Consider the following 23664-nt stretch of genomic DNA (forward strand, 5'->3'; position numbering starts at 1 on the left):
CCTCCGGGATCAGATCGTCTTGAAAACATGGCAGAGCGTACCGGACAGCCGCAGGGGATGGCCCCAGACGGCGAATTGGACTGGGTATGCCCGGTCCTCCGCCACCCCGCAGCGCAATGCCACGGCACAGTCTCTATCATACAGTGTGCGGCCTCTGGCCGTTGGCACCTGGCTCTTTGACGAACCTGCCTTGGCAACCTTCCGCCAAGGCACCGGCCCAGCCGGGGTAGCGCGGCCAATACTGGTTAGACCCTTGTTTTGAGCGTCACCAGCGGCTAGCACAGGGTAGAAACCGTTCATTTACAAGGGTAAAGAACTTGTCGGCACCTGTCACATTCATTCTCGGCGGCGCCGCCTCTGGCAAGTCGAAATTTGCCGAAGATTTGTGCTTTAAGTCAACAAAATCAAAATGCTACCTCGCCACATCACAAATATTTGATACCGAGATGCAGGCCAAGGTAAAACGCCACATACAGCAGCGCGGACCTGATTGGGAGACTCATGAAGAACCGCTCTCGCCTGCGCGGGTTCTGGACCAGCTTGCGCCGGACCAAATTTGCCTGCTGGACTGTGCCACCATGTGGCTGACCAATCATATCCTGGCCGAAGGCGATCTGGCCACCGCACAGCGAGAGCTGCTGACGGCAATCGGACGCTGCCGGGCAGAACTGGTTGTGGTCTCGAATGAGGTGGGCCAGGGTATTGTGCCCGAAAACGCCCTGTCGCGCCGCTTCCGCGAGGCCCAGGGGCGGCTCAATATCGCGCTTGCGGCCCAGGCTGACAGGGTGGTTCAGGTGACCGCCGGACTGCCGCTGGTGCTGAAGGGAACGCTATGACATCGCGCCTGTTTCTTATTCGCCACGGGCCGACCCATGCCAAGGCCATGGTGGGCTGGTCCGATCTACCAGCCGATCTATCCGATACCGCCGCCCTGGCCCGGCTTGAAGCCAGCCTGCCACCCGAGGCGCTTGTGGTGTCTTCCGATCTGCGCCGCGCAGTGGATACCGCCAGCGCCATCCAGGGCCCGCGCCAACGTCTGCCGCATATGCCCGGTCTGCGTGAAATCCATTTTGGCAGCTGGGAGCTGCGCAGCTGGAAAGAAGTTGACGCCGAAGACCCCGACCGCATCCGCGCCTATTGGGAAACACCGGGCGACACCACGCCGCCCGGCGGCGAAAGCTGGAACCAGGTCTGCGCCCGCGTCAATGATACGGTGGATCACCTGCTTCAGACCCATGCAGGGCGTGATCTGGTGATTGTCGGGCATTTTGGTCAGATCCTGACGCAGATCCAGCGGGCCGAAGGGCTAAGCCCCACCGCCGCCTTTTCCCACAAGATAGACAATCTGTCGCTCAGCACCCTCAGCTATGGCCCGGACGGCTGGCGCAGTGGGGCGCTTAATCAGACACCCTGAAACATCAGGTTTCGTGATATATTCACCAACAAATATTCCGTTTCAAGATGTTAAACTAGGCGCTAGCCTGCCCTCATGTCTTATGAACTCTACATTGGTGATCGCATGTATTCCAGTTGGTCGTTGCGCGGCTGGCTCATGCTCGAAAAATTTGCAATCCCGCATCAAACCCATCTGGTTGGGCTTTATTCCGGCACCATGGCCCAGGATTTGGCGCATCTGGCCCCGGCGCGTCTGGTGCCGACGCTCAGAACCGACCAGGGCCTGGTAATTGGCGAGAGCCTTGCCATGGCCGAAACCCTGGCCGAGGCCTTTCCGACTGCGGGTCTTTGGCCTGTGGCGGCGGATCAGCGTGCCACCGCGCGCTGGCTGGCAAGCGAGATGGTCTCGGGGTTCTCCGCCCTGCGGGGCGACTGCCCGATGCAGCTGTCGCATGTCTGGCAGGGGTTTGATCCCTCACAGGCGGTGCTGGCGGACCTGGCCCGCATCGAAGCGCTGTTTGCCCATGCCCGCAGCATCTCTGGCGCGCAGGTGGGGTATCTCTTTGGGGATTACTGTCTGGCAGAGGTGTTTTACACCCCCGTTGCTGCCCGGATCGTTGGCTATGACCTGCCAGTCGCGCCGCAAACCCGCAGCTATTGCGAAATGCTGCTGTCGGATCCGGCAGTGCGGCAGTGGCAGGCGCAGGCACGCGAGGTCAGCTATGACCCGGAACCCTACGCCCAGGATCTCGCCCGCAGCCCCTGGCCCATCAACTAGGCGGTGCCCAGACGCCCGCGTCCGCCCCTGCCCACAAGCCATGCCGCTGTCCATTTCTGACCGATGGCTGTGGCAGGCTTGCGGGAAATCACCGTAAAATACCCGAAAACCACAGTTCTGCTGCTGACTCTGCCCCAACGGTGCCTATTGTTTTTCCTTGCCAGTTCAAGGGAATGAGCCCAGATGATCAGCCGCGCCAATACGGTAGCCTTTCACGGCATAGACGCGCGCCCCGTCGAGGTGCAGTGCTCGCTGGTGGCTGGGCTGCCTGCCTTTGCCATCGTTGGCCTGCCAGACAAGGCCGTGTCCGAAGCCCGCGAGAGGGTGCGTGCCGCCTTTGCCGCCATGTCGATTGCGCTGCCAGCCAAGCGGATCACCATCAATCTGTCGCCCGCCGATATGCCCAAGGAGGGCAGCCATTTTGACCTGCCCATCGCCCTGGCGCTGCTGGCGGGCATAGGTCTGATCCCGCCAGAGGCGGTTGCCGACACCCTCGCCCTGGGGGAACTGTCGCTGGACGGCCAGCTGATGCCGGTCACCGGGGCGCTGCCTGCCGCGATGGCTGCGGCCAGCGCCAACCATCAGCTGCTCTGCCCCAAAGGATCCGCCGCCGAGGCAGCCTGGGCCGGCGATGCGCTGGTCATTGGTGCCGCCAGCCTGACCGAGGTGGTGCGCCATTTCACCAGCGAATTTCCCCTGACCCCAGCCCGACCCGGCGAGGTGAGCCAACCTGCACCCCTGCGCGATCTACGCGACATCAAGGGCCAGGAACAGGCAAAACGCGCGCTGGAAATCGCCGCCGCCGGGCGCCACCATATGCTGATGACCGGGCCTCCGGGGTCGGGCAAATCCATGCTCGCGGCCCGGTTGCCCTCTATCCTGCCGCTGCTCACCCCGGTCGAGGCACTCGAAACCTCGATGATCCAGTCGCTGTGCGGGCTGATCGATGCCGGCGGCATCTGCCGCAGCCGTCCCTTCCGCGAGCCACATCACACCGCGTCTGTGGCGGCGATTGTCGGCGGCGGGCAGCGGGCGCAGCCGGGCGAGATCAGCCTGGCCCACAATGGCGTCTTGTTCATGGATGAACTGCCGGAATTCAGTCGCGTGGTGCTGGAAACCCTGCGCCAGCCGCTAGAAACCGGCGAGGTGATGATTGCCCGTGCAAATGCTCATATCCGTTATCCCTGCCGTTTCATGCTGGTGGCGGCGGCGAACCCCTGCAAATGCGGCTATCTGGCAGACGCAGCCCGTGCCTGCGCCCGCGCACCGGGCTGTGGCGAAGACTATCTTGGTCGTATCTCTGGCCCGATGCTGGACCGATTTGACCTGCGCATCGAAATGCCGCCGGTGGCCTTCAAGGATCTGGACCTGCCCGCCGCCAGCGAAGGCTCTGCCGAGGTGGCCCAGAGGGTTGCAATCGCCCGCGAGATCCAGGCTGATCGCTATCGCGACAACGCTGAAATCACCCTGAACGCCGATGCCGAGGGTGATGTGCTGGAGAAGGCCGTGGCCCTGCAGGCAGAAAGCCGCGCGCTGTTGCTACAGGCTGCTGAACGCTTTGGGCTGAGCGCACGCGGCTATCACCGGGTGCTACGGGTGGCGCGCACCATCGCCGATCTGGCTGCCGAACCACAGGTGCAGCGCCCGCATCTGGCCGAGGCGCTGAACTTTCGCACAGGCGTGTAACACACACGGGGGCCACGGCACGAAGACCACAGCCCCCTGGCTTCAGCCTCGCGCCGCAACGCGGCCTTCGATCGCCAGCCAGATCTTTTCAGCGATATTCACCCCGTCAAATCGCTCCAGCTCCTGGATGCCGGTGGGGGAGGTTACGTTGATTTCGGTCAGATAATCGCCGATCACATCGATACCGACAAAGACCTGCCCCTTTTCCTTGAGCAACGGCCCGATGGCGGCGCAGATTTCGAGGTCGCGTTCGGTCAGCCCGATTTTCTCTGGCCGCCCCCCCACATGCATATTGGAGCGCGTCTCACCCGCGGCGGGCACCCGGTTGATGGCGCCAACCGGTTCGCCGTCAACCAGGATCACCCGTTTGTCGCCATTGCTGACATCGGGCAGGAACTTCTGCGCGATCAGCGGCTCACGGCTGAAGCCGGTGAACAACTCGTGCAGCGAGGTCAGATTGCGGTCATTGGCGTCCAGCCGGAACACCCCGGCACCGCCATTACCATAGAGCGGCTTGAGGATAATATCGCCGTGCCGTTCTTTGAAATCCTTGATGGTGTTCAGATCGCGGGCAATCACCGTGGGCGGCGTCAGGTCGGGGAAATCCAGCACCAAGAGCTTTTCCGGGTAATTGCGCACCCAGAAGGGATCATTGACCACCAGGCAGTCATCCTTCAGCCGGTCCAACAGATGGCTCAAGGTGATGTAATGCATGTCAAAGGGCGGGTCCTGGCGCAGCCAGATCACATCGAAATCGGCCAGATCCACCTCGCGCATCTCGCCCAGGATGGCTGGTGTTCCCGCCACCCGCTGCACCGTCATGTCCTGACCACGGGTGGTAATCCTGCCCTCTTGGTAGGCCAGCTGATCCGGCAGATAGAAAAACAGCTCATGGCCACGCGCCTGGGCCTCTTCCGCCAGGCGAAAGCTGCTGTCGGCGTTAATGTCGACACCCATGATCGGGTCCATCTGAAAGGCGATTTTCATGGCAGTTTTCCTTGTTTCTTTCGCCATAGATGACGCAGGGCGCAGCAAGGTTCAATATGCCTTGTTCAACAAGCCGTGAAAGCCGTCAGCCCTGACCATAGGCATTTTCCAGAATTTCAACCTCTTGGGTGCCGATCACCAGCGCCACGTCGATGCGCGCCTCTGCCAGGGCGCCGCCCGCCTGCTGATCAAGATAGAGCGCGGCCGAGGCCTGCACCCGCTGCATCTGTCGCGGGGTGATCCGGGCAACCGTCGCCGCATAACTGGGGCCGGTCTTCACCTCGACAAAAACCCAAAGCGCGCCCTGGCGCAGGATCAGATCGATCTCGCCCCCTGCCCCGCGCCAGCGCTGTTCAACCAACTGGTAGCCGCGCGCCACATAGGCACGCGCCGCCTGCTCTTCTGCCGCGGCACCGGCAAGATGCGCCCGCAATCCGGTAGCGACAGGCGGCCTGGACATCTCAGTCCTCTTTCGCCAGTTTCAGGGCCATCTGATACACCTTGCGGCGCGGCATCTCATGCGCCTCGGAAACGATGGCAGCGGCGTCTTTGACGCTATTGTCGATCAGTGCAGCGCGCAGGTCGCTTTCAATATCGCCCTCGCTGACCACCCCGGCAGCAGCGCGGTCTACCAGCAGGACGATCTCCCCCTTGACCGGAGTCTCCACCAGACTGGCGGCCAGTTCCTGCAGCGGCAGGCGGCGGACCTCTTCAAATTTCTTGGTCAGCTCGCGGCACAACGCCGCCGGGCGATTGCCCAGCACATCCGCCATATCCGCCACCGAAGCCGCCACCCGTTTGGGGGATTCGTAAAAGGCCAGGGTGGCCGGAATCGCACGCAGCTCTTCCAGACGTTTGCGCCGGGCACCGCTGGCATTGGGTAAAAAGCCCGCAAAAAAGAATGCATCCGTCGGCAATCCGGCCAGCGCCAGCGCCGTGGTCACCGCCGTCGCCCCCGGTGCCGTGGTCACCAGATACCCCGCCTCGGACACCGCCTTTGACAGGGCATAACCCGGATCCGCGATCAGCGGCATTCCCGCCTCAGAGGCATAGGCGACAGATTTCCCAACCTCCAGCGCTGCCAGGATTTTACCGCGTGCAGCCACCCCGCTATGATCATGGTAGGCAATCACCTGACGATCCCGCATCGGCACACCATGAATTTCCATCAGGCGGCGCAGCGACCGGGTGTCTTCGGCGGCGATCAAATCCGCCGAGGCCAGCACATCCAGCGCGCGCAGGGTAATGTCGCGGGCCGTGCCCAAAGGTGTTGCCACAAAATATAACCCCGGCAACAAATTGACGATCTGATGATTCACGCTGGACCCGCCTTTTTGGTCGTTTATTATCGCTCCCGAACCAACACGGTGCAAAGCGCCGGACGAAGGGGAGTTTCAAGTCCATTATGTTTGCTGTTTTCAAACGGGCCCGCAAGGCAACATTGTATGCCGTCACCGCTATTTCAACTTTTGCATTGGCCGCTTGCGATCCAATCGCCATGGGCGGCGGCCCAAGCATCAATACCTCTAAACCCGTCCCCGTCGCGCTGCTGGTGCCACGTGGATCGGCGCAGTCCGGGGACAGCGTTCTGGCGCAGAGCCTGGAAAACGCTGCCCGCCTGGCGATTGCCGATCTGCAGGGTGTGCAGGTCGATCTGCGCATCTATGACACCGCAGGCGACCCGACCCGCGCAGCCGCTGCCGCCACCGAGGCGGTGAAGGGCGGCGCACGCATCATTCTGGGGCCGGTCTATGCCGAAGCGGCCAATGCCGCCGGGATCGCCGCTGCCAAACGCGGCGTCAATGTCCTCGCCTTTTCCAACACCACCTCCATCGCAGGGGGCAATGTCTTTATCCTGGGGCCAACCTTTGACAATACCGCCCGTCGCCTGACCAGCTATGCCAAGGCGCAGGGCAAGGGCAGGATCGTGATTGCCGGGGGTAATAACGCCGCCGGGATTGCCGGGCAGACAGCAATCCGCAATGCGGCGGCGCAGTCCGGCGCGACCATCGTCAGCTCCATTGACTATGATCTGTCGCAGACCGGCGTGATCAATGCCATTCCGCAAATCCGATCAGCCACGAGCAGCGGGGCTGATGCGCTGTTCCTGACCGCGACCACGGCCGGCGCGCTGCCTCTGCTGACTCAGCTCCTCCCAGAGGCCGGTGTCAAACCCGAAGATATCCAGTATATGGGCTTGACCCGTTGGGATGTACCGGCCCAGACCCTGGCTCTACCCGGTGTACAGGGGAGCTGGTTTGCCATGCCCGACCCCGGCAAGGCCAAGGGCTTTCGCGACCGCTATGAAGCCACCTATGGATCGCCCCCCCATGCGATTGGCGGGCTGGCCTATGATGGCATCGCCGCGATTGGTGCCCTGGTCAGTGCCGGGAAATCCGATGCTTTGACCGCCGCAGCCCTGACCCAGGGGGCTGGTTTCCAGGGCACGGGTGGTATTTTCCGCCTGCGCGCCGATGGCACCAATGAACGCGGTTTGGCCATTGCAACGATTCAAGAACAGAAGGTAGTCATCCTTGACGCAGCCCCCAGAAGCTTCTCGGGCGCCGGATTCTGATCCAGCCCAGACACCCCAGGACGATCAGCCCGGAGGGTCTCTTCCCTCCGGGCTGATTTGCGATGCGCGGGCCATCTTTGATCTGGCCGAGATACAGGACAAGATTGCCCAGCTGGCACAAGAAACCCCGCCCGACGCCCTGCGCAACGGCATTGTCAACATGCTGCGCACCGCCAATACCCAGGGCCGCGATCTCATCGCCGAGCACTTTGCCGAAGCGCCATTTTCGGCCCGTGCCCTGACCCGATCCTACAGCTATCTGACGGACGGGCTGGTGCTGACCGCCTTTCATGTGGCCACCACCTATCTGCACCCGGTCGGTGCGCCAACCTCATCCGAGCGGATCGCATTGATTGCGGTAGGCGGCTATGGCCGTGGTGAAATGGCGCCGTTTTCCGATGTCGATCTGATGTTCCTGACCCCGTACAAGATCACCGCCTGGGCCGAGAGCGTCATTGAATCGATGCTCTATATTCTGTGGGATCTGCGTCTCAAAGTTGGCCATTCCAGCCGCACCATCAAGGATTGCCTGCGGTTGGGGGCCGAGGATTTCACCATCCGTACCGCCATGCTGGAACAGCGCTATCTTATCGGTGATCGCGCCCTTGCCGAAGAACTGGAAGAACGGCTGCGCACAGAGCTGTTCAACCGCGAAGTCACCGAATTCATCGAGGCCAAACTGGCCGAACGCGACGAGCGCCACCTGAAACAGGGAGAGCGCTATATGGTGGAGCCCAACGTCAAAGAGGGCAAAGGCGGCCTGCGCGATCTACAGTCTCTCTACTGGATTGCAAAATACGTCTACAAGGTCCAGGACGTGGCGGATCTGGTGCCGCTTGGGCTTTTTACACCGGAAGAGCTGGAAACATTTTCCACCGCCGCCAATTTCCAATGGGCGGTACGATCGCACCTGCATCTGGCCACCCGACGCGCCACCGAACAGCTGAATTTCGACCTGCAGGTCGAAGTTGCCAACCGCATGGGATACAAGGATCGCGCCGGGCGGCGCGGTGTTGAAGTCTTCATGCAGGACTATTTCCGCCACGCCACGACGGTGGGCGATCTGACCCGGATCCTGCTGACCAAGCTGGAGGCAAGCCAACAAAAACGCGCGCCGCTTCTGGAACGCATCTTCAGCCGCCGCCCCAGGGTGAAACCCGATTACCACGTGGTTAACAACCGGCTGGATCTTGCGGATCCGGATGCATTTCTGAACGATAAGCTCAACCTGTTGCGGATCTTTGAGGAAGCACTGCGCACTGGCATGTTGATCCACCCGGACGCAATGCGCCTGGTCACCGCCAACCTGCACCTGATCGACGATGACATGCGCAACGACAAGGAAGCGCGACGCATTTTCCTGGATCTGCTGCTAAAACACGGCAATCCGGAACGCGCCCTGCGCCGGATGAATGAACTGGGCGTGCTGGCCGCCTTTATCCCCGAATTTGAACCCATCGTGGCAATGATGCAGTTCAATATGTACCATTCCTATACGGTGGATGAGCACACGATTCAGGTGATTTCCAACCTCACCGCCATCGACAAAGGTGAACTGGAAGAAGAGCTGCCGCTGTCATCAGAGGTGATCCGCAAGGGCATCAACCGCAAGGTCCTGCTGGTGGCCATGCTGCTGCATGATATCGGCAAGGGCCGCGAACAGGATCACTCGATCCTGGGGGCGCAGATCGCCCGCAAGGTTGCGCCGCGCCTTGGACTGAACAAGGCCGACAGCGAAACCGTTGAATGGCTGGTGCGCAATCATCTGTTGATGTCCGATATGGCGCAGAAACGCGATATTGCCGATCCGCGTACCGTCCGCGGCTTTGCCAAGGCGGTGCAATCTGTAAAGCGGCTGGATCTGTTGCTGCTGCTCACGGTCTGTGACATTCGCGGCGTCGGCCCGGACACATGGAACAATTGGAAAGCGGCCCTGCTGCGCGCGCTCTATAACCAGACCCGCGAAGCGCTGGACAACGGCATGGAGGCGCTGAACAGGGAACATCGCGGTGCGGCTGGCAAGAAAGCCCTGCGCGCGGCCCTGGCCGACTGGCCAAAGGCCCATCTGAAACGCGAAATCGGGCGGCATTATGATCCCTATTGGCAGGGGCTGCATGTCACCGCCCATGTCGATTTTGCCGAAATGCTGAAAGAGCTGGAAGCCAAGAACGATCCCGGCGGCATTGTCATTCGGCTGCACCCGGATGATGATCGAGATGCCACCCGCGCCTGTTTTGTCATGGCTGACCACCCCGGCATCTTTGCCCGCATTTCCGGTGCTTTGGCACTGGTCGGGGCCAATGTGGTCGATGCGCGCAGCTATACCACCAAAGACGGCTATGTCACCGATGCCTTTTGGATCCAAGACGCCGAGGGCCACCCCTTTGAGGCCTCGCGCCTGCCCCGGCTGAACCAGATGATCCTAAAAACCCTGAAGGGCGAGGTGATCGCCGGAGAGGCGCTGGAAACCCGCGGCAAGTTCAAGAAACGGGAACAAGCCTTCAAGGTGCCGACCCATATCACCTTTGATAACGAAGGCTCGGAAATCTACACCATCATCGAGGTCGACACCCGTGATCGCACCGGGCTGCTCTATGATCTGGCGCGCACCATGGTGGCGGCCAATGTCTATATCGCCAATGCCGTGATTGCGACCTATGGCGAACAGGTGGTTGATACCTTCTATGTCAAAGACATGTTTGGCCTGAAATACCACTCCAAGTCCAAACAGGACTTTTTGGAGCGGAAGCTGCGCGAGGCCATTTCAGAAGGCTCGAAAAAGGCACGTTCATGAAACCGGTCAGATTGTTCTCCGGCTTTGTCACAGTTGGTTTCTGGACATTGGCCAGCCGTGTTCTGGGATTTTTGCGCGAAATCCTGATCGCCGCATATATCGGCCCAGGCCCGCTGTTGGATGCCTTCGTGGTGGCCTTTCGGCTGCCCAATATGTTTCGACGCTTTTTTGCCGAGGGTGCCTTTAACGCCGCCTTTGTACCGCAGTTTTCCAAACGGTTGGAAAGCGGAGAAGACCCGCAGGGCTTTGCCCAGGATGCCTTCAATCTGCTGGGGGCTGCCGTTCTGGCGCTGGTTGGGCTGGGCATGGTCTTTATGCCCGCGCTGGTCTGGGCCACGGCCAAGGGGTTTCAGGGTGATGCCCGCTTCGACATCGCGGTTGGCTTTGGCTATATCGTCTTTCCCTATATCCTGTGCATGTCACTGGCGGCGCTGTTTTCCGGGGTGCTGAATGCCACCGGTCGCTTTGCGGCGGCAGCCGCCGCACCAGTGTTGCTCAATATCTTTGCCTGCAGCGCCATGATCCTGGCCGCCTGGATAGGCGGCTCGGTGGTGGACTGGCTGGTCTGGACCATCCCGGTGGCAGGCATTGCCCAGCTGGCCCTGGTCTGGCGTGCCAGCAGCCGCGCCGGGATTCACCTGCGCCCCGGCCTGCCTAGGGTGACCCCGGCAATGCGCCGCCTGGTACGGGTGGCCATACCTGCTGCCTTGGCCATGGGGGTAACGCAGATCAATCTGGTGGTTGGCCAACTGGTGGCGTCGGATATTGAAAACGCGGTCAGCTGGCTGTTCATCGCGGATCGGCTGTATCAGCTGCCGCTTGGGGTCATTGGCATTGCAGTTGGCATCGTGCTGTTGCCGGACCTGGCCCGCCGGTTGCGCAATGGCGATGGCAACGGCGCGCGCAATGCCCTGTCGCGCGCTGGTGAATTCTCGCTCCTCTTTACCCTGCCCTCGGCTGTGGCCTTCATGCTGGTGCCGCTACCACTGGTGTCCGTGCTCTACCAACGTGGTGCCACCGGGCCTGAAGACGCGGCCGCCATCGCCCTGGCGGTGGCCATCTATGGCGCGGGCCTCCCGGCCTTCATTTTGCAAAAGGTGCTGCAGCCGCTGTATTTTGCCCGCGAAGACACGCGCTCGCCCTTTGCCTATGCCGTTGTGGCCATGGTGGTGAACGCCGGGCTGGCGGTGGGGCTGAAGCCCGTGGTGGGCTGGATCTCGCCTGCGATTGCCGCCTCTATGGCCGGCTGGGCCATGGTGGTCCTGCTCTGGCTGGGGACTGCGCGCATGGGCAGCGCCGCCCGGTTTGATGCCCGGTTCTACCGCTGCAGCCTGCGCATTCTTCTGGCCGCGCTGGTCATGGGCGCGCAACTGGTCCTAACCGTGCAACAGTTCAGCGCATTCTTCACCCTGCCAAGCTGGCGCTACCTCGCCCTGCTGGCCCTGGTCCTAAGCGGTGCAATCACCTTCTTTATCGCCGGATATCTGCTCAAGGCCTTCAATCTGGCAGAGCTGAAAACCTCCCTGCGTCGTGGCAAGCGCCAATCCGGGTAATCCAGCGCTGCCGCGCCGCGCGTCAGCGCGGCGCCGGGCCCAACGGGATAAGGCCGTGTTTCACGGCCGCCATCCGGGCGGGAGCCCTTGCTCGGCGGGCAGCCACTAGTCGCGTTTGATTTTACTGCGGATCCGCGCCCAGCCGCCAGGTGCCAGAAAAAACGACAGCCCAAACCCGGTGGCAAACCCACATAGATCCGCCACCCAGTCCTGTGAGCCGCCAAACAACAGGCCAAACAACAGCTGCACCCCCATAAGAAAGGCAATCAGCGAAAAGGCGCGGCTTTGCTGTGCCCCCACCAGCGACAACTGGCGCCAAAGGATATGGGTAAAGGCCCCGATCAAGCCATAAACCGCGGGAAAACCACCGATCAACGGCGCCGCGCTGTCGATCAGCACCGCATAGCCAACCGCGCCGCCGGTGGCCGAGAGAACAAAAATGAGGACCATCGCCAAATCCCCCATGACCTCCCCCACCATCTTGCCCATGGCCAGCACAAAGACACAGACGAACAAGGCATGGGTAAAGGCCCCATGTACAAAGGCATAAGACAGAAACCGGATCAGATGTTCGGTCGGCCATTGTCCCGTCTCGACCATCCACCAGAATATTTCTGGCGAAAACGCGTAGGATTGAAAGGCCTCCAATCGCCAGCCAATCGCCTCGGGGCCGCCCAGGATACCGCGCTGCCCCAGCGAGAACACCGCTTCGATCCCCATGATCACCAGCACGAGCGCCACAACGGCGGGCGGCAGCGGATTAACCGGAGAGATATTCGTATCATTGCTCATGGATCTTGTCCTCCTTGGGTGGCCTTACCAACCCTTATTGTAACGCTCGGGCCTCGCCCCGGGACCTGTCCGGGGCCCGCCCTGGATCGGGCCCCCGATACCGTGCTGGATACCGCCTGTTGATGCTGCCTGTTGACGCTGCCGAAACCCATGGGTAAGCGACTAGGGACCATAATTCCAGACGGGAGTTACGCCCACATGAGCGACACCACCTTCACGCCGCGTGTCTTTTCCGGCATTCAGCCCTCCGGCAACCTGCACCTGGGCAATTACCTTGGCGCCCTGAAGCGTTTTGTCGACTGGCAGGCCAACGATGTCGAAAGCATCTATTGCATGGTTGACCTGCATGCGATCACCGTCTGGCAGGACCCCGCCAATCTGCGTCAGGCCACCCGTGAACTCTGCGCCGGCTTCATTGCCGCGGGTATCGACCCTGAAAAATCCATCCTGATCAACCAGAGCCAGGTGCCCGAGCACGCGCAACTGGCCTGGGTGTTCAACTGCGTTGCCCGCATGGGCTGGATGCAGCGGATGACCCAATTCAAGGACAAGGCCGGCAAGAACGCGCAAAATGCCTCGCTTGGCCTGCTGGCGTATCCCTCCTTGATGGCGGCAGATATCCTGATCTACCACGCCACCCATGTGCCAGTGGGTGAGGATCAGAAACAGCATCTGGAACTGACCCGCGACATCGCCACCAAATTCAACCACGACTATGGCGTTGATTTCTTCCCGCTGACAGAACCGGTGATCGAAGGCGCGGCCACCCGCGTGATGAGCCTGCGAGACGGCGCCAAGAAAATGTCCAAGTCCGACCCCTCTGACGCCAGCCGCATCAACATGACCGACGATGCCGAGACCATCGCCAAGAAGATCCGCAAGGCCAAGACCGATCCTGACGCGCTGCCTAGCGAGGCCAAGGGCCTGGAAGACCGGCCAGAGGCCCGAAATCTGATCAACATCTATGCCGCGCTCAACGAACAAACCGTTGATCAGGTGCTGGCCGATGTCGGGGGCAAGCAGTTTTCAGAGTTCAAGCCAATGCTGGTGGACCTGGCAGTTGCCAAACTGGCCCCCATCTCAACCGAGATGGCCCGGCTGATGCAGCACCAGGATGAGATCGACAAGATCCTGACCCGCGGCTCTGAACGCGCACGCGCCATCACCGCGCCAATCCTGCGTCAAACCTATGACATCGTCGGCATGGTGCCCCCCGTCACCATCTAAGCCTTCGGGTCTGGCACGATCAAAGCGCCCCGCCTTTAACCTGAAACAGAGGGAAGGCGGGGCGCGCTATTCGCCTTGAACGCTCAAAAGCAGCGTTATCCGGCGGCTTGCTTCTCTTTGATGAACGCGCGCTTTCGCCGTTTTGAATTTCGCATAGGCCGACTGAAATCGGAGCAAGGCCTGATCGCGCTCCTTGTGAAGACGGCGAATGGCCGACCCCGGCGCGCCAATGGTGCGGCGATATGGTGCCCGATCGACCGGAAAGAACGAACGCAATTCATTCCGTGCCTTCATCAGCCTGAAATCGGCGTCTACATAGCGACGATAGGCCACCGCCAATAGGCGATAATGTGCGGTCAGTGCTCTGTGCATCCAACTACCCTCCTTTTCCCCACGTTTCCTCGCCAGGATGACCACGGCGTTGACTTTCATCAGTTGGTCCCCCTGGTGCATTTTCACCAAACCGCGCGCGAAGGCGTGCCACAACCGCGTGCCTGACACTGTCGGGCTGATCTTCGATCACCTCCAACAAGCTGAACAAGTCACGCCGGGTCTGATGCAGCCGGTCGATCAGCGTCAGAACCACCGGTACAGCGGTTGAGGGCAGCGCCATATCCTTGCGCAAATCGCAAAGGAGGCGAATTCGCGCAACGTCGAGGTCATCAAAGAGCGGCCCGGTCTCGCTTATTACCGGTCGCACCCATCCCTCGCGCACCCAAAGACGGAGTTCGCGAGGGGTCAGCCGGTGGATCTCGGCCAGAACCATCTCTTCCGTGTGGCTCATGTCATCCTCCGCAATTCGGCCCGCGGGTCAAAACCGGCTTTGTCTCGCCAGCGGCGCGCCAGGTCTTTCAGGTCTCCATCGATATGTTTGGGCAGCACAATTTTCAGCCGAACGATCTGGTCTCCGACCTTTCCCCTGGAGCCCTTGATGCCCTTGCCACGCAGGCGCAGGCGCTGCCCGGAAGACGCGCCCTCGGGAATTGTCACCGACACCGACCCCGACACGGTCGGCACATTAACTTTTACGCCCAGAACGGCCTCGTCGAAGGTGATTGGCAACTCCATCTCGATATCATCGCCGGACAGGCTGAACACGGGATGCGGGCGCACCGCGACGGTCACCAGCGCGTCCCCCGGTTTGCCCTGGCCGAATCCCGGCGCCCCTTTGCCGCGCAGACGCAGGGTCTGGCCGTCCTTCAGGCCCGGTGGAATGGTGATATCGATATCGTTGCCATCCGGCATGGTAACGCGCCGTTTCGTGCCACGCGCAGCATCGAGAAAATCAACCTCAAGATGATAGCGCAGGTCCTGGCCGCGGGCGTACATCTCTTGGCGAAAGCCGCCCCGCCCCTGACCACCGGTGCCGCGACCGAAGAATTGCGAGAAGATGCCTCCAAGGTCGTCCTCACCCATCCCCGTACCTGAACCGGTTCTGGGGTCATATCGGTGACCGTCTTCCCGGTCTGCATATTGGTGATAATACTGGCGTTCCGGCCTCTCCTGCCCGCTCGCGTCGATCTCGCCCGCATCAAAGCGGCGCCGCTTTTCGGGGTCAGAGAGAAGACCATAGGCGGCTGACACAGCCTTGAAACGCTCCTGCTTGGCTGCATCGTCCGGGTGCAGGTCGGGATGCAGATCCTTAACCAGCTTGCGGTAGGCTTTCTTGATTTCGTCCTGCGTCGCAGTCTTGGTCAGGCCAAGTATCTTGTAGGGATCTGAGTTCATCATTTTTTGTCGGCCGGGCGACTGTTCTGCAACCGACCGAAACCCTCCTATGCCTTATGCCGCGTGCGCGTTGCCCGCCGCACCTCAGTCTCAGGCGGCCCGAGCATTGGTCGTCAACTCCCAAGCACCCCTGTCACGCGTCCCTTGGCCGACTACGACCTTAGCACGATCAACATCGTCCGGCCATCGCGCCATATTGTCAGGGCGACAGCGCCGGGCGCTTCTTTCAACGCGCGGTCGATCTCGCGTATCGTTTCCACCGACCGCCGATTGACGGCGGTGATCACGTCGCCGACTTCAAGCCCCGCACGCGCAGCGCGGCTGCCGGGCGCGATCTCGGAGGCGACAACACCCTCGACCTCGCCCCATGCCGGGTGCGAACCGTCCAGGATCGACAGATGGACACCGGCCAGGGCGTCGGATCCGCCAGGCTCACGCTTGGTCTTCCGCGGCCCACCAGCATCGGCCAGCGCCACCTCTACCATGCGGCGCTCGCCGTCGCGCACATAAGTGATTTCAATCTCATCGCCCGGTCGGCGCAACCCGATCTTCTGGCGTAGATCGGCAGAACCCTCGACTGTTTTGCCGTCCACCGCAACGATGACGTCTCCGGCAGCAAGGCCGACATCGTCTGCGGGCATACCAGGTTCGACAGAGTTCACGATGACACCAGTCTCCGCTTCGACATCAAACGCCTCCGCCAGATCAGGCGTAAGGTCCTGGATTATAACTCCGAGACGCCCGCGCTGAACCTCGCCGAATTCGACAAGTTGATCCATGACGGCCAGCGCCATGTTGATCGGCACGGCAAAGCCGATACCAACATTGCCGCCGCCATTGGGGGCGATAATCGCCGTGTTGATGCCGACGAGATTTCCATCGAGGGTGATAAGCGCACCACCCGAATTACCGGGGTTGATCGAGGCGTCAGTCTGGATGAAGTCCTCGTAGCCCTCGGGATTGATCCCCGACCGGCCAAGCGCCGAAATTATGCCGCTGGTAACAGTCTGGCCGAGGCCAAACGGATTGCCAATGGCGACCACGAAGTCACCAACCAGCAGGTTCTCGGAATTTCCCAACGGCACCTCTGTGAGTTCACCCGCCGCAATCCTGAGCACCGCGATATCAGTGGATGGATCACGGCCAATCAAATCGGCCTCGAAAGTCCGGTTGTCGCGCAGGATGACGCGGATTTCATCCCCGTTTTCGATGACGTGATTATTGGTCAGAATGAACCCTTCACCAGCGTCGATAATGACCCCGGAACCAGCACTCATCTGCCGCTGTGGAGGCAGCTGATCAAGCGGCGGCAAAAAGGGCTGGAAGAATGGATCACGAAAGAGGGGCGACATCTGCGCAGGCCGTTCAGAGACGACTGCAATATTGACCACCGCATCGTCCACAGCATCAATCAGCGGCGCGATGGTCGGGATCCCGCGCTCATCCGGCTCTAGCGCTTCCACTTGGGCAGAAGCGGCCCCCGCAGCAACGCTAATCGACAAGACGAAAAGAAAAGCCAGTCGGCTCAGCATGGTTGATCTCCTTTGCAAAGTCGCGTCGCCGGGGTCGCCCACGGCGGCACCTTGAGACGGGGCCGGGCGGGTTGAGCCGCGACACGTTTGCCTTGACCTAGGCCCCTGGGAGTTGCGGCAGCTTGACGGTCAGCACACCGTTCTTGAAGCTGGCCTCGGCTTTTTCGCCATCGACGCCTGGGGGCAGCGGGATCATACGATATATCGCGCCATAGCTGCGCTCAGAGAGGTAATACCCCTTCTTCTCTTCCTGCCGCTCGACCTTCTTCTCGCCCTTCACGGTCAGCGTGTCGTCGGTGACCGTGACCTCGATGTCCGACATGTCCATACCGGGAAGTTCAATCGAGACTTCGACGCGGTCGTTCGTTTCGACCATGTCGGATTTCGCCTCTCCGCCAGCCCACGGCCAGTCAAGATCGCCCGCGCGGGCCCAGAAGCTATCGAACACGCGATTCATTTCACGCTGCAGACTGGAAATGGAGTTCTCATCGTCGGTCTTCGGTTCGGGCGCATGGTCTTTGCGCGCCCAAGGGATCAAATCTTTGATCTTCATGTCTTTCTCCTCCTTTCGGCATCCGTAGCGCGCCCAGGATCAAGATCCCGTCACTGTCATTTCCTCGGCTTGTCCTCTTCCGGGCGACCAATCACGATCTGGAGGACGCCGCCCCCTCCAGCACCTAGATGATAGCTCTCAGATGCCACGCCGCCATTGATCGCCGTCAAGGCATTCCCATCGTAGCCGCGCAACGCTGGTCTCCGATCAGATTGACAGCCGTCAATGCTGCCGGAACCGAAGCGATTTAAAGAGGAGAGTCATGAAAATTCTCGTCGCCTACGCCTCGACCGACGGTCAAACCCGCAAGATTTGCCGCGTCGCTGCGGATTGGCTTGCGGATGCGGGCCATATGGCCGAACTCCTGCCGATTGCCGATGCAGATGACATCGACCTGACGCGTTTCGATGCGGTGTTGCTGGCAGCATCGATCCATGGCGGGCGCTACCAGAAAGCGCTGACGGAGTTCTGCGCCAAACATGCCGGCACCCTGTCTGCGTTGCCCAGTCTGTTCCTTTCAGTCTCACTTGTCGCTGCGGGTCACGAAGCCGAAGACTGGCAGGCACTGGAGAAAATTCTGACCGATTTCACCTCAGCCACCGGCTGGACCCCCAATCGGGTCGAACAGGTGGCGGGTGCCTACAAACCCTCTGAGTACGACATTTTCCGCCGTTTCGTGATGCGCCGCATTCTTGCGCTAAAGGATCCGTCAGCCGATCTTTCTGCTGATATCGAGTATACCGACTGGGTAGCGCTCAACGCGGTTCTGTCCGATTGGACTACGGCCTCCTGGGCCGAAGCCCGTGCAATGCTCGACATGCCCGGCGGTATGCTGAACATCGCCCATGAGGCGGTGGACCGGCATGTGAAACACGGGCACGGGAATGAAACGGCGATGCTCTGGCTTGGCAAAGGAGGAGATCGGCAGGAGTTGAGCTATGCCGAGCTAGCCCGCCAATCCTCGCGTTTCGCCAACCTCCTTGCCGCCCAGGGGCTCATACCTGGCGACAATGTCTTCGCGCTGCTGGGGCGCATTCCCGAGCTTTACATAGCCGCGATCGGTACGCTGAAGGCCGGCATGGTTTTCACACCGCTCTTCTCGGCCTTCGGGCCGGACCCCATCCGCACCCGGATGGAGATCGGCGCCGCGAGGGTGCTGGTCACAACGCCGGAACTCTACAAGCGCAAGATCGCGGCATGGTGCGACAAGATCGGCACGCTGAAACTGATCCTGGTCACCGGCGAAGACGCCGCCGAGGGCTGCGTTGCTCTTGGTCCCGCGATGGAAGCGGCATCGCCCGATTTCGACACCATCCCTACCCGGCCCGAAGATCCGGCGCTGATCCATTTCACCTCCGGCACGACGGGGCGGCCGAAAGGCGCGGTCCATGTCCACGAAGCGGTGCTCTACCACGCCTTCTCAGGGCGGCACGCGCTGGATTTGACGCCGGGGACGACCTACTGGTGCACAGCTGATCCCGGCTGGGTCACCGGCACATCCTACGGCATCATCGCGCCGCTGGTTCAGAGGGTAAAGATGATCGTGGACGAGGCAGAGTTCGACCTGGATCGCTGGTACGCCACGATTGAGCGGGAGAAGGTCGAAGTCTGGTATTCCGCGCCGACCGCGATCCGGATGATGATGCGCGCGGGCGCGGATGTGGCGAAACCCTATGACTTTTCCTCGCTGAGGTTCCTTGCAAGTGTGGGAGAGCCGCTGAACCCCGAGGCGGTCATCTGGTCTGAAAAGGTCTTCGGCCAGCCATTTCACGACAACTGGTGGCAGACCGAAACCGGCGGGATCATGATCGCCAACCTGCCCGGCATGACGGTCAAGCCCGGCTCGATGGGCAAGCCCATGCCGGGGATCCGGGCGGGCATCGTCGAACATGGGAATGGTAGGCTCAAGGAACTCGGCACCGGTGAGGTCGGCGAACTGGCGCTCCGGCCCGGTTGGCCGTCGATGATGCGGGCCTACCTGAACGAGCAGGCCCGCTACGACAAGTGCTTCGTGGACGGATGGTACCTGTCGGGCGACCTCGCGAGGCGGGACAAGGACGGGTATTTCTGGTTTGTCGGACGGGCAGACGACCTGATCAAGACCTCCGGCCACTTGGTCGGCCCTTTCGAGGTGGAAAGCGTTTTGATCGAACACCCTGCGGTGGCCGAAGCAGGCGTTATCGGCCTGCCGGACAAAACCGCAGGCGAGATCGTGAAGGCCTATGTCACGCTGAATCCAGGTTTCACGGCCAACGAGGTGTTGGAGCGCGACTTGCGCGGCCACGCCCGCAAAAGGCTTGGCCCGGCGGTTTCTCCGCGCGCGGTGGTGTTCCGCGAAAACCTGCCCAAGACCCGTTCTGGCAAGATCATGCGGCGGCTGCTCAAGGCGCGGGAACTGGGCCTTCCGGAAGGTGACATTTCCACTCTGGAGACTGATGAGAAATGAGCGCGCTCGACAAACCCAAACTTGACCGGAATCACGTTCTTGCGCTGCTCCGCAACATGATCCGCGTCCGCCGTTTTGAGGACAAATGTGCCGAGCTATACACCCAGGAAAAAATCCGCGGTTTCCTGCATCTCTATGACGGGGAGGAGGCAATTGCCGCCGGGGTCATCCCGGTGCTCGCACCACAGGACCGGGTCGTCGCCACCTATCGCGAGCACGGGCACGCGCTGGTCCGTGGCGTGCCGATGACAAAAATCATGGCCGAGATGTATGGCAAGGCCGAAGGCTGCTCGGGCGGGCGCGGCGGGTCGATGCATGTTTTTGATGTCGACAGCAATTTCTACGGCGGCAACGCCATCGTGGGCGGCGGTCTGCCGCTGGCGAGTGGCCTCGCGCTGGCAGACAGGATGCAGGGTGCGGACACGGTGACGGCCTGTTTCTTTGGCGAGGGCGCCGTGGCCGAGGGGGAGTTCCACGAGGCGATGAACCTGGCCGTGCTCTGGTCTCTGCCGGTGCTGTTCATCTGCGAGAACAACAGCTACGCGATGGGTTCGGCGCTGGCCCGGACCGAGTCGGAAACTGATATCCACAAGAAAGCAGCCTCCTACGGGCTGGAGGCGCGCCAGGTCGATGGCATGGACGTCGTCGCGGTGGAGGCAGCGGCGCGCAAGGCCATCGGCAAGATCCGCGAGACCGGCAAGCCGGTGTTCCTCGAGTGCAAGACCTACCGGTTCCGGCCGCATTCCATGTTTGACGCGCAGCTCTACCGTGACAAGGCCGAGATCGAGGAGTGGCGCAAGCACGGCCCGATCATCCGCTTCCAGGGCTGGCTGCTGGAAAACCACCTGATCCACGAAAGCGACGTGGCCCAGATCGAAGCTGAGGCCGATGCCGAGATCGCAGGCGCCGTGGCCTTTGCCGAGGGTGCAACATGGGAGCCGGTTGATCAGCTGGCACAGCACGTGCATGGCCCCGCGCCGGAACCGCCAGAGCCAACGACACCCTCGGGTGAGCTGGTGGAAACCACCTACCGCGAGGCGGTGAAACAGGCGATCCGCGACGCAATGATCCGCGACGACAGGGTCTTCCTGATGGGCGAGGATGTGGGGGCCTATGGCGGCTGCTACGCGGTCTCGAAAGGCCTGATGGCGGAATTCGGAGAGGACCGGATCCGCGACACGCCACTGTCGGAAAGCGGGTTCACCGGCGCGGGCATCGGCGCGGCGGCGGCAGGAATGCGGCCGATCGTCGAGTTGATGACCGTCAATTTCTCGCTGCTGGCCCTTGACCAGATCATGAACACGGCGGCGACGCTCCGGCACATGTCGGGCGGGCAATTCGGCGTCCCGCTGGTGATCCGCATGGCGACCGGCGCGGGCAAGCAGCTGGCGGCGCAGCATTCGCACAGTCTGGAGGGATGGTATGCCCATATTCCGGGGCTGAAGGTGCTGGCCCCCGCCACATTGGAGGACGCGCGCGGCATGTTGTGGACAGCGCTGGAAGATCCCGACCCGGTGCTGATCTTCGAGAACGTGATGCTTTACAACATGACGGGCAAGATCGACAGCAACGCCGGTGCGGTCGACATTTCCAGGGCAGCTGTGCGGCGCGAGGGGCGCGAGCTGAGCCTCATCACCTATGGCGGGTCGCTGTTCAAGACGTTGCAGGCGGCGGAGGCCTTGGCCGGGGACGGCATCGAGGCCGAGGTCATCGACCTGCGCAGCCTGCGCCCGCTGGATGACGCGACGATCATGGCCTCTGTTGCCAAGACGCGCCGCGCGCTGATCGTGGACGAGGGTTGGCGCAGCGGATCATTGGCCGCCGAGATCTCGGCCCGGATCATGGAGCAGGCCTTCTGGTCTCTTGATGCGCCAGTGGGGCGCGTCTGCGCGGCAGAAGTGCCGATCCCCTATCCCAAACACCTGGAAGACGCCGCGATACCGCAAGCGCCCGACATCCTGGCCGCCGCACGCGCAATGTTGGGGCGGGCCTGATGGGTATCTTCGCCATGCCGTCGCTGGGGGCCGATATGGAAGCGGGCACGCTGGTCGAGTGGCTGGTGAAACCCGGAGACGAGGTGCACCGGGGCGACGTGGTTGCAGTGGTCGAGACCCAGAAAGGCGCCATCGAGATCGAATGTTTCCAAGATGGCAAAGTGCAGGAATTGCAGGCCGATCTGGGTGCGACCCTGCCCGTAGGTGCGCCGCTGGCGCTGATCCTTGGCCCCGGCGAGACTGCGCCGGAACCAAAGAAGCCCAAAGCGCCTGCCGTTGCCGCCAAGCCGGAAGCCGCGCCCAATGAGGTCGTTGCCGACAAACCCAAAGCCGCGCCCGGCCCAGCGGTTGCGGCCACCCTGCCCCGCAGTGCTACCGCTGCCTCGCCCGCCGCGCGCCTGCGGGCCCGTGAACTGGGCATCGACCTGGCGACGGTCACCGGTAGCGGCCCGGCGGGTGCGGTCCTGCTGACGGATCTGGAGGCACCAAAGTCGGCCGCAACGAGAGGACAGACCGCCGCGCCGATGGCGGAAATGCGCAGGGCCATCGCCGCAGCGATGGTGCGGTCCAAGCAGACGATCCCGCATTTCTACCTGTCAGAAACCATAGACGTGCAGCTCGCGCACGAGTGGGTGGACGCCCGGAACGCAGATCGGTTGCCCTCTGACCGGCTGCTTCTGGGGGCGCTGTTTGTGCGGGCCACGGCCTTGGCTGCCGCGAAGGTGGCGTCGGTGAACGGGCGATACGTCGACGGCGCTTTTTGCCCCTCAGACCGGGTAAACGCCGGTATCGCCGTGGCCTTGCGGGGGGGCGGCCTGGTAGCCCCGGCGCTGATCGACGCGGGCGCGATGTCCGTCGATGAAACGATGGCCGGCATGCGCGACCTGGTCCTGCGCGCACGGGCCGGGCGGCTCCGGTCCTCGGAACTGACCGACGGTAGCATCACGATTTCCAGCCTCGGCGAGACCGGGGCCGAGGCGATGGCCGGTGTTATCTTTCCGCCGCAGGTCGCGCTGGTCGGTCTGGGGGCGCCCAAGCTGCGCCCATGGGTGGTGAACGGCGCGGTTGTGCCACGGACCGTTGTCACCCTGACCCTGTCCGTCGATCACCGCGTCAGCGACGGCCGGCAGGCAGCGCGCTTCATCGCCGAATTCCAATCCCGTATCGCATCGCCGGAGACACTATGACCAAGGCAGACATTCGCACCGCTTTCATCGAGGAACTGACCGCCATCGCCCCCGACATCGACCCGGCCACCCTGGGCGAGGATGATCACCTGCAGGACGATCTGGAGCTCGACTCGATGGATGTCCTGAATCTGGTGACCGCCCTGCATCGGCGGCTGAATGTCGACATCCCGGAAACGGATTATCCGCAGATCGCCACCCTGGCGCTGGCACTGTCCTATCTGGCCGCCCGGGTGAAGTGACCAACGACGGCGCAGCCGAATTGCGGCGGAAATTGAGCGTCGTCAATGCGGTGCGGATTGTTCAGCGGGAAAGTCAAACGGCGGTTTCAGAACCCGCGAGGAACGACCCGACCTTCTATTTTGCCACCCCTCCCGAAGGGTCTCTCATCTTGAAGGGGTCCATAACTGATGCGGCCATATAGGCCGCCAACCTAA

General features: G+C 61.9%; 21 protein-coding genes. 12 read left to right on the forward strand and 9 right to left on the reverse strand.

The annotated features are described in order from the left end of the window. Window positions 1-317: 317 nt before the first annotated feature. From cobU to P2081_RS14650, 4 genes are all read left to right on the forward strand, one after another. Complete coding sequence (cobU, locus tag P2081_RS14635) at window positions 318-836, forward strand: bifunctional adenosylcobinamide kinase/adenosylcobinamide-phosphate guanylyltransferase (protein ID WP_278923605.1); 519 nt, start codon at window positions 318-320, stop codon at window positions 834-836. After that, window positions 833-1414: a histidine phosphatase family protein gene (locus P2081_RS14640; protein ID WP_278923606.1), complete on the forward strand. Its 582-nt coding sequence runs from the start codon at window positions 833-835 to the stop codon at window positions 1412-1414. The genes cobU and P2081_RS14640 overlap by 4 nt, the downstream gene beginning before the upstream one ends. Window positions 1415-1489: 75 nt before the next feature. Next, on the forward strand, window positions 1490-2173 hold the full coding sequence (locus P2081_RS14645; RefSeq protein WP_278923607.1) for a glutathione S-transferase: 684 nt from the start codon (window positions 1490-1492) through the stop codon (window positions 2171-2173). Between the two features lie 183 nt (window positions 2174-2356). After that, window positions 2357-3859, forward strand: a complete 1503-nt coding sequence (locus tag P2081_RS14650; protein WP_278923608.1) for a YifB family Mg chelatase-like AAA ATPase — start codon at window positions 2357-2359, stop codon at window positions 3857-3859. A 42-nt stretch (window positions 3860-3901) separates the two neighbouring features. Here the strand turns inward: P2081_RS14650 and gshB are convergent, their stop codons facing one another. The 3 genes from gshB to rsmI all read right to left on the reverse strand — a co-directional run bounded on the left by gshB (window position 3902) and on the right by rsmI (window position 6165). Further along, window positions 3902-4846 (reverse strand): glutathione synthase, encoded by a 945-nt coding sequence (gene gshB / locus P2081_RS14655; protein ID WP_278923609.1) that lies wholly within the window; start codon window positions 4844-4846, stop codon window positions 3902-3904. A gap of 85 nt (window positions 4847-4931) precedes the next feature. Next, on the reverse strand, window positions 4932-5306 hold the full coding sequence (locus tag P2081_RS14660; RefSeq protein ID WP_278923610.1) for a YraN family protein: 375 nt from the start codon (window positions 5304-5306) through the stop codon (window positions 4932-4934). A gap of 1 nt (window position 5307) precedes the next feature. Beyond that, window positions 5308-6165, reverse strand: a complete 858-nt coding sequence (rsmI, locus tag P2081_RS14665) for a 16S rRNA (cytidine(1402)-2'-O)-methyltransferase (protein ID WP_278923611.1) — start codon at window positions 6163-6165, stop codon at window positions 5308-5310. An 86-nt stretch (window positions 6166-6251) separates the two neighbouring features. On the opposite strand from rsmI, the gene P2081_RS14670 reads away from it, so the two are divergent. From P2081_RS14670 to murJ, 3 genes are read left to right on the forward strand one after another with little or no spacing between them, the layout of a single operon-like run. After that, window positions 6252-7421 carry a penicillin-binding protein activator gene (locus P2081_RS14670; RefSeq protein ID WP_278923612.1) on the forward strand — a complete coding sequence of 390 codons (1170 nt, stop codon included), beginning with the start codon at window positions 6252-6254 and terminating at the stop codon, window positions 7419-7421. Next, window positions 7381-10215 (forward strand): [protein-PII] uridylyltransferase, encoded by a 2835-nt coding sequence (locus P2081_RS14675; protein WP_278923613.1) that lies wholly within the window; start codon window positions 7381-7383, stop codon window positions 10213-10215. Before P2081_RS14670 ends, P2081_RS14675 begins: the two co-directional genes overlap by 41 nt. Further along, on the forward strand, window positions 10212-11768 hold the full coding sequence (gene murJ, locus P2081_RS14680) for a murein biosynthesis integral membrane protein MurJ (RefSeq protein ID WP_278923614.1): 1557 nt from the start codon (window positions 10212-10214) through the stop codon (window positions 11766-11768). The genes P2081_RS14675 and murJ overlap by 4 nt, the downstream gene beginning before the upstream one ends. 105 nt (window positions 11769-11873) lie before the next feature. Here the strand turns inward: murJ and P2081_RS14685 are convergent, their stop codons facing one another. After that, complete coding sequence (locus P2081_RS14685) at window positions 11874-12560, reverse strand: rhomboid family intramembrane serine protease (protein WP_278923615.1); 687 nt, start codon at window positions 12558-12560, stop codon at window positions 11874-11876. A 198-nt stretch (window positions 12561-12758) separates the two neighbouring features. Here P2081_RS14685 and trpS point away from each other — a divergent pair, with 198 nt between their 5' ends. Further along, complete coding sequence (trpS, locus tag P2081_RS14690) at window positions 12759-13787, forward strand: tryptophan--tRNA ligase (RefSeq protein ID WP_278923616.1); 1029 nt, start codon at window positions 12759-12761, stop codon at window positions 13785-13787. Between the two features lie 66 nt (window positions 13788-13853). Here the strand turns inward: trpS and P2081_RS14695 are convergent, their stop codons facing one another. The 5 genes from P2081_RS14695 to P2081_RS14715 all read right to left on the reverse strand — a co-directional run bounded on the left by P2081_RS14695 (window position 13854) and on the right by P2081_RS14715 (window position 17600). Continuing rightward, entirely contained in the window at window positions 13854-14159 is a 306-nt protein-coding gene (locus P2081_RS14695; protein ID WP_278923617.1) for a hypothetical protein, read from the reverse strand. Window positions 14160-14163: 4 nt separating this feature from the next. Beyond that, window positions 14164-14571, reverse strand: coding sequence for a chaperone modulator CbpM (locus P2081_RS14700; protein ID WP_278923618.1), 408 nt, complete (start codon window positions 14569-14571; stop codon window positions 14164-14166). Further along, window positions 14568-15518 carry a DnaJ C-terminal domain-containing protein gene (locus tag P2081_RS14705; protein WP_313790349.1) on the reverse strand — a complete coding sequence of 317 codons (951 nt, stop codon included), beginning with the start codon at window positions 15516-15518 and terminating at the stop codon, window positions 14568-14570. The genes P2081_RS14700 and P2081_RS14705 overlap by 4 nt, the downstream gene beginning before the upstream one ends. A 149-nt stretch (window positions 15519-15667) precedes the next feature. Beyond that, the gene (locus P2081_RS14710) at window positions 15668-17047 is read right to left on the reverse strand and encodes a Do family serine endopeptidase (protein ID WP_278923619.1); all 1380 of its coding nucleotides are present in this window, start codon (window positions 17045-17047) and stop codon (window positions 15668-15670) included. 97 nt (window positions 17048-17144) lie between these two features. Next, window positions 17145-17600, reverse strand: coding sequence for an Hsp20/alpha crystallin family protein (locus P2081_RS14715; RefSeq protein WP_278923620.1), 456 nt, complete (start codon window positions 17598-17600; stop codon window positions 17145-17147). A gap of 262 nt (window positions 17601-17862) precedes the next feature. Here P2081_RS14715 and acsA point away from each other — a divergent pair, with 262 nt between their 5' ends. From acsA to P2081_RS14735, 4 genes are read left to right on the forward strand one after another with little or no spacing between them, the layout of a single operon-like run. Next, window positions 17863-20046: an acetate--CoA ligase gene (gene acsA, locus P2081_RS14720; protein ID WP_278923621.1), complete on the forward strand. Its 2184-nt coding sequence runs from the start codon at window positions 17863-17865 to the stop codon at window positions 20044-20046. After that, window positions 20043-22040: a pyruvate dehydrogenase (acetyl-transferring) E1 component subunit alpha gene (pdhA, locus tag P2081_RS14725; protein WP_278923622.1), complete on the forward strand. Its 1998-nt coding sequence runs from the start codon at window positions 20043-20045 to the stop codon at window positions 22038-22040. The genes acsA and pdhA overlap by 4 nt, the downstream gene beginning before the upstream one ends. Next, window positions 22040-23227, forward strand: a complete 1188-nt coding sequence (locus P2081_RS14730; RefSeq protein ID WP_278923623.1) for a dihydrolipoamide acetyltransferase family protein — start codon at window positions 22040-22042, stop codon at window positions 23225-23227. The genes pdhA and P2081_RS14730 overlap by 1 nt, the downstream gene beginning before the upstream one ends. After that, on the forward strand, window positions 23224-23469 hold the full coding sequence (locus tag P2081_RS14735) for an acyl carrier protein (protein ID WP_278923624.1): 246 nt from the start codon (window positions 23224-23226) through the stop codon (window positions 23467-23469). Before P2081_RS14730 ends, P2081_RS14735 begins: the two co-directional genes overlap by 4 nt. Window positions 23470-23664 lie beyond the last annotated feature (195 nt).

Origin of the sequence: Pseudophaeobacter profundi, from assembly GCF_029697505.1 — a bacterium.
Taxonomy (GTDB): domain Bacteria; phylum Pseudomonadota; class Alphaproteobacteria; order Rhodobacterales; family Rhodobacteraceae; genus Pseudophaeobacter; species Pseudophaeobacter profundi.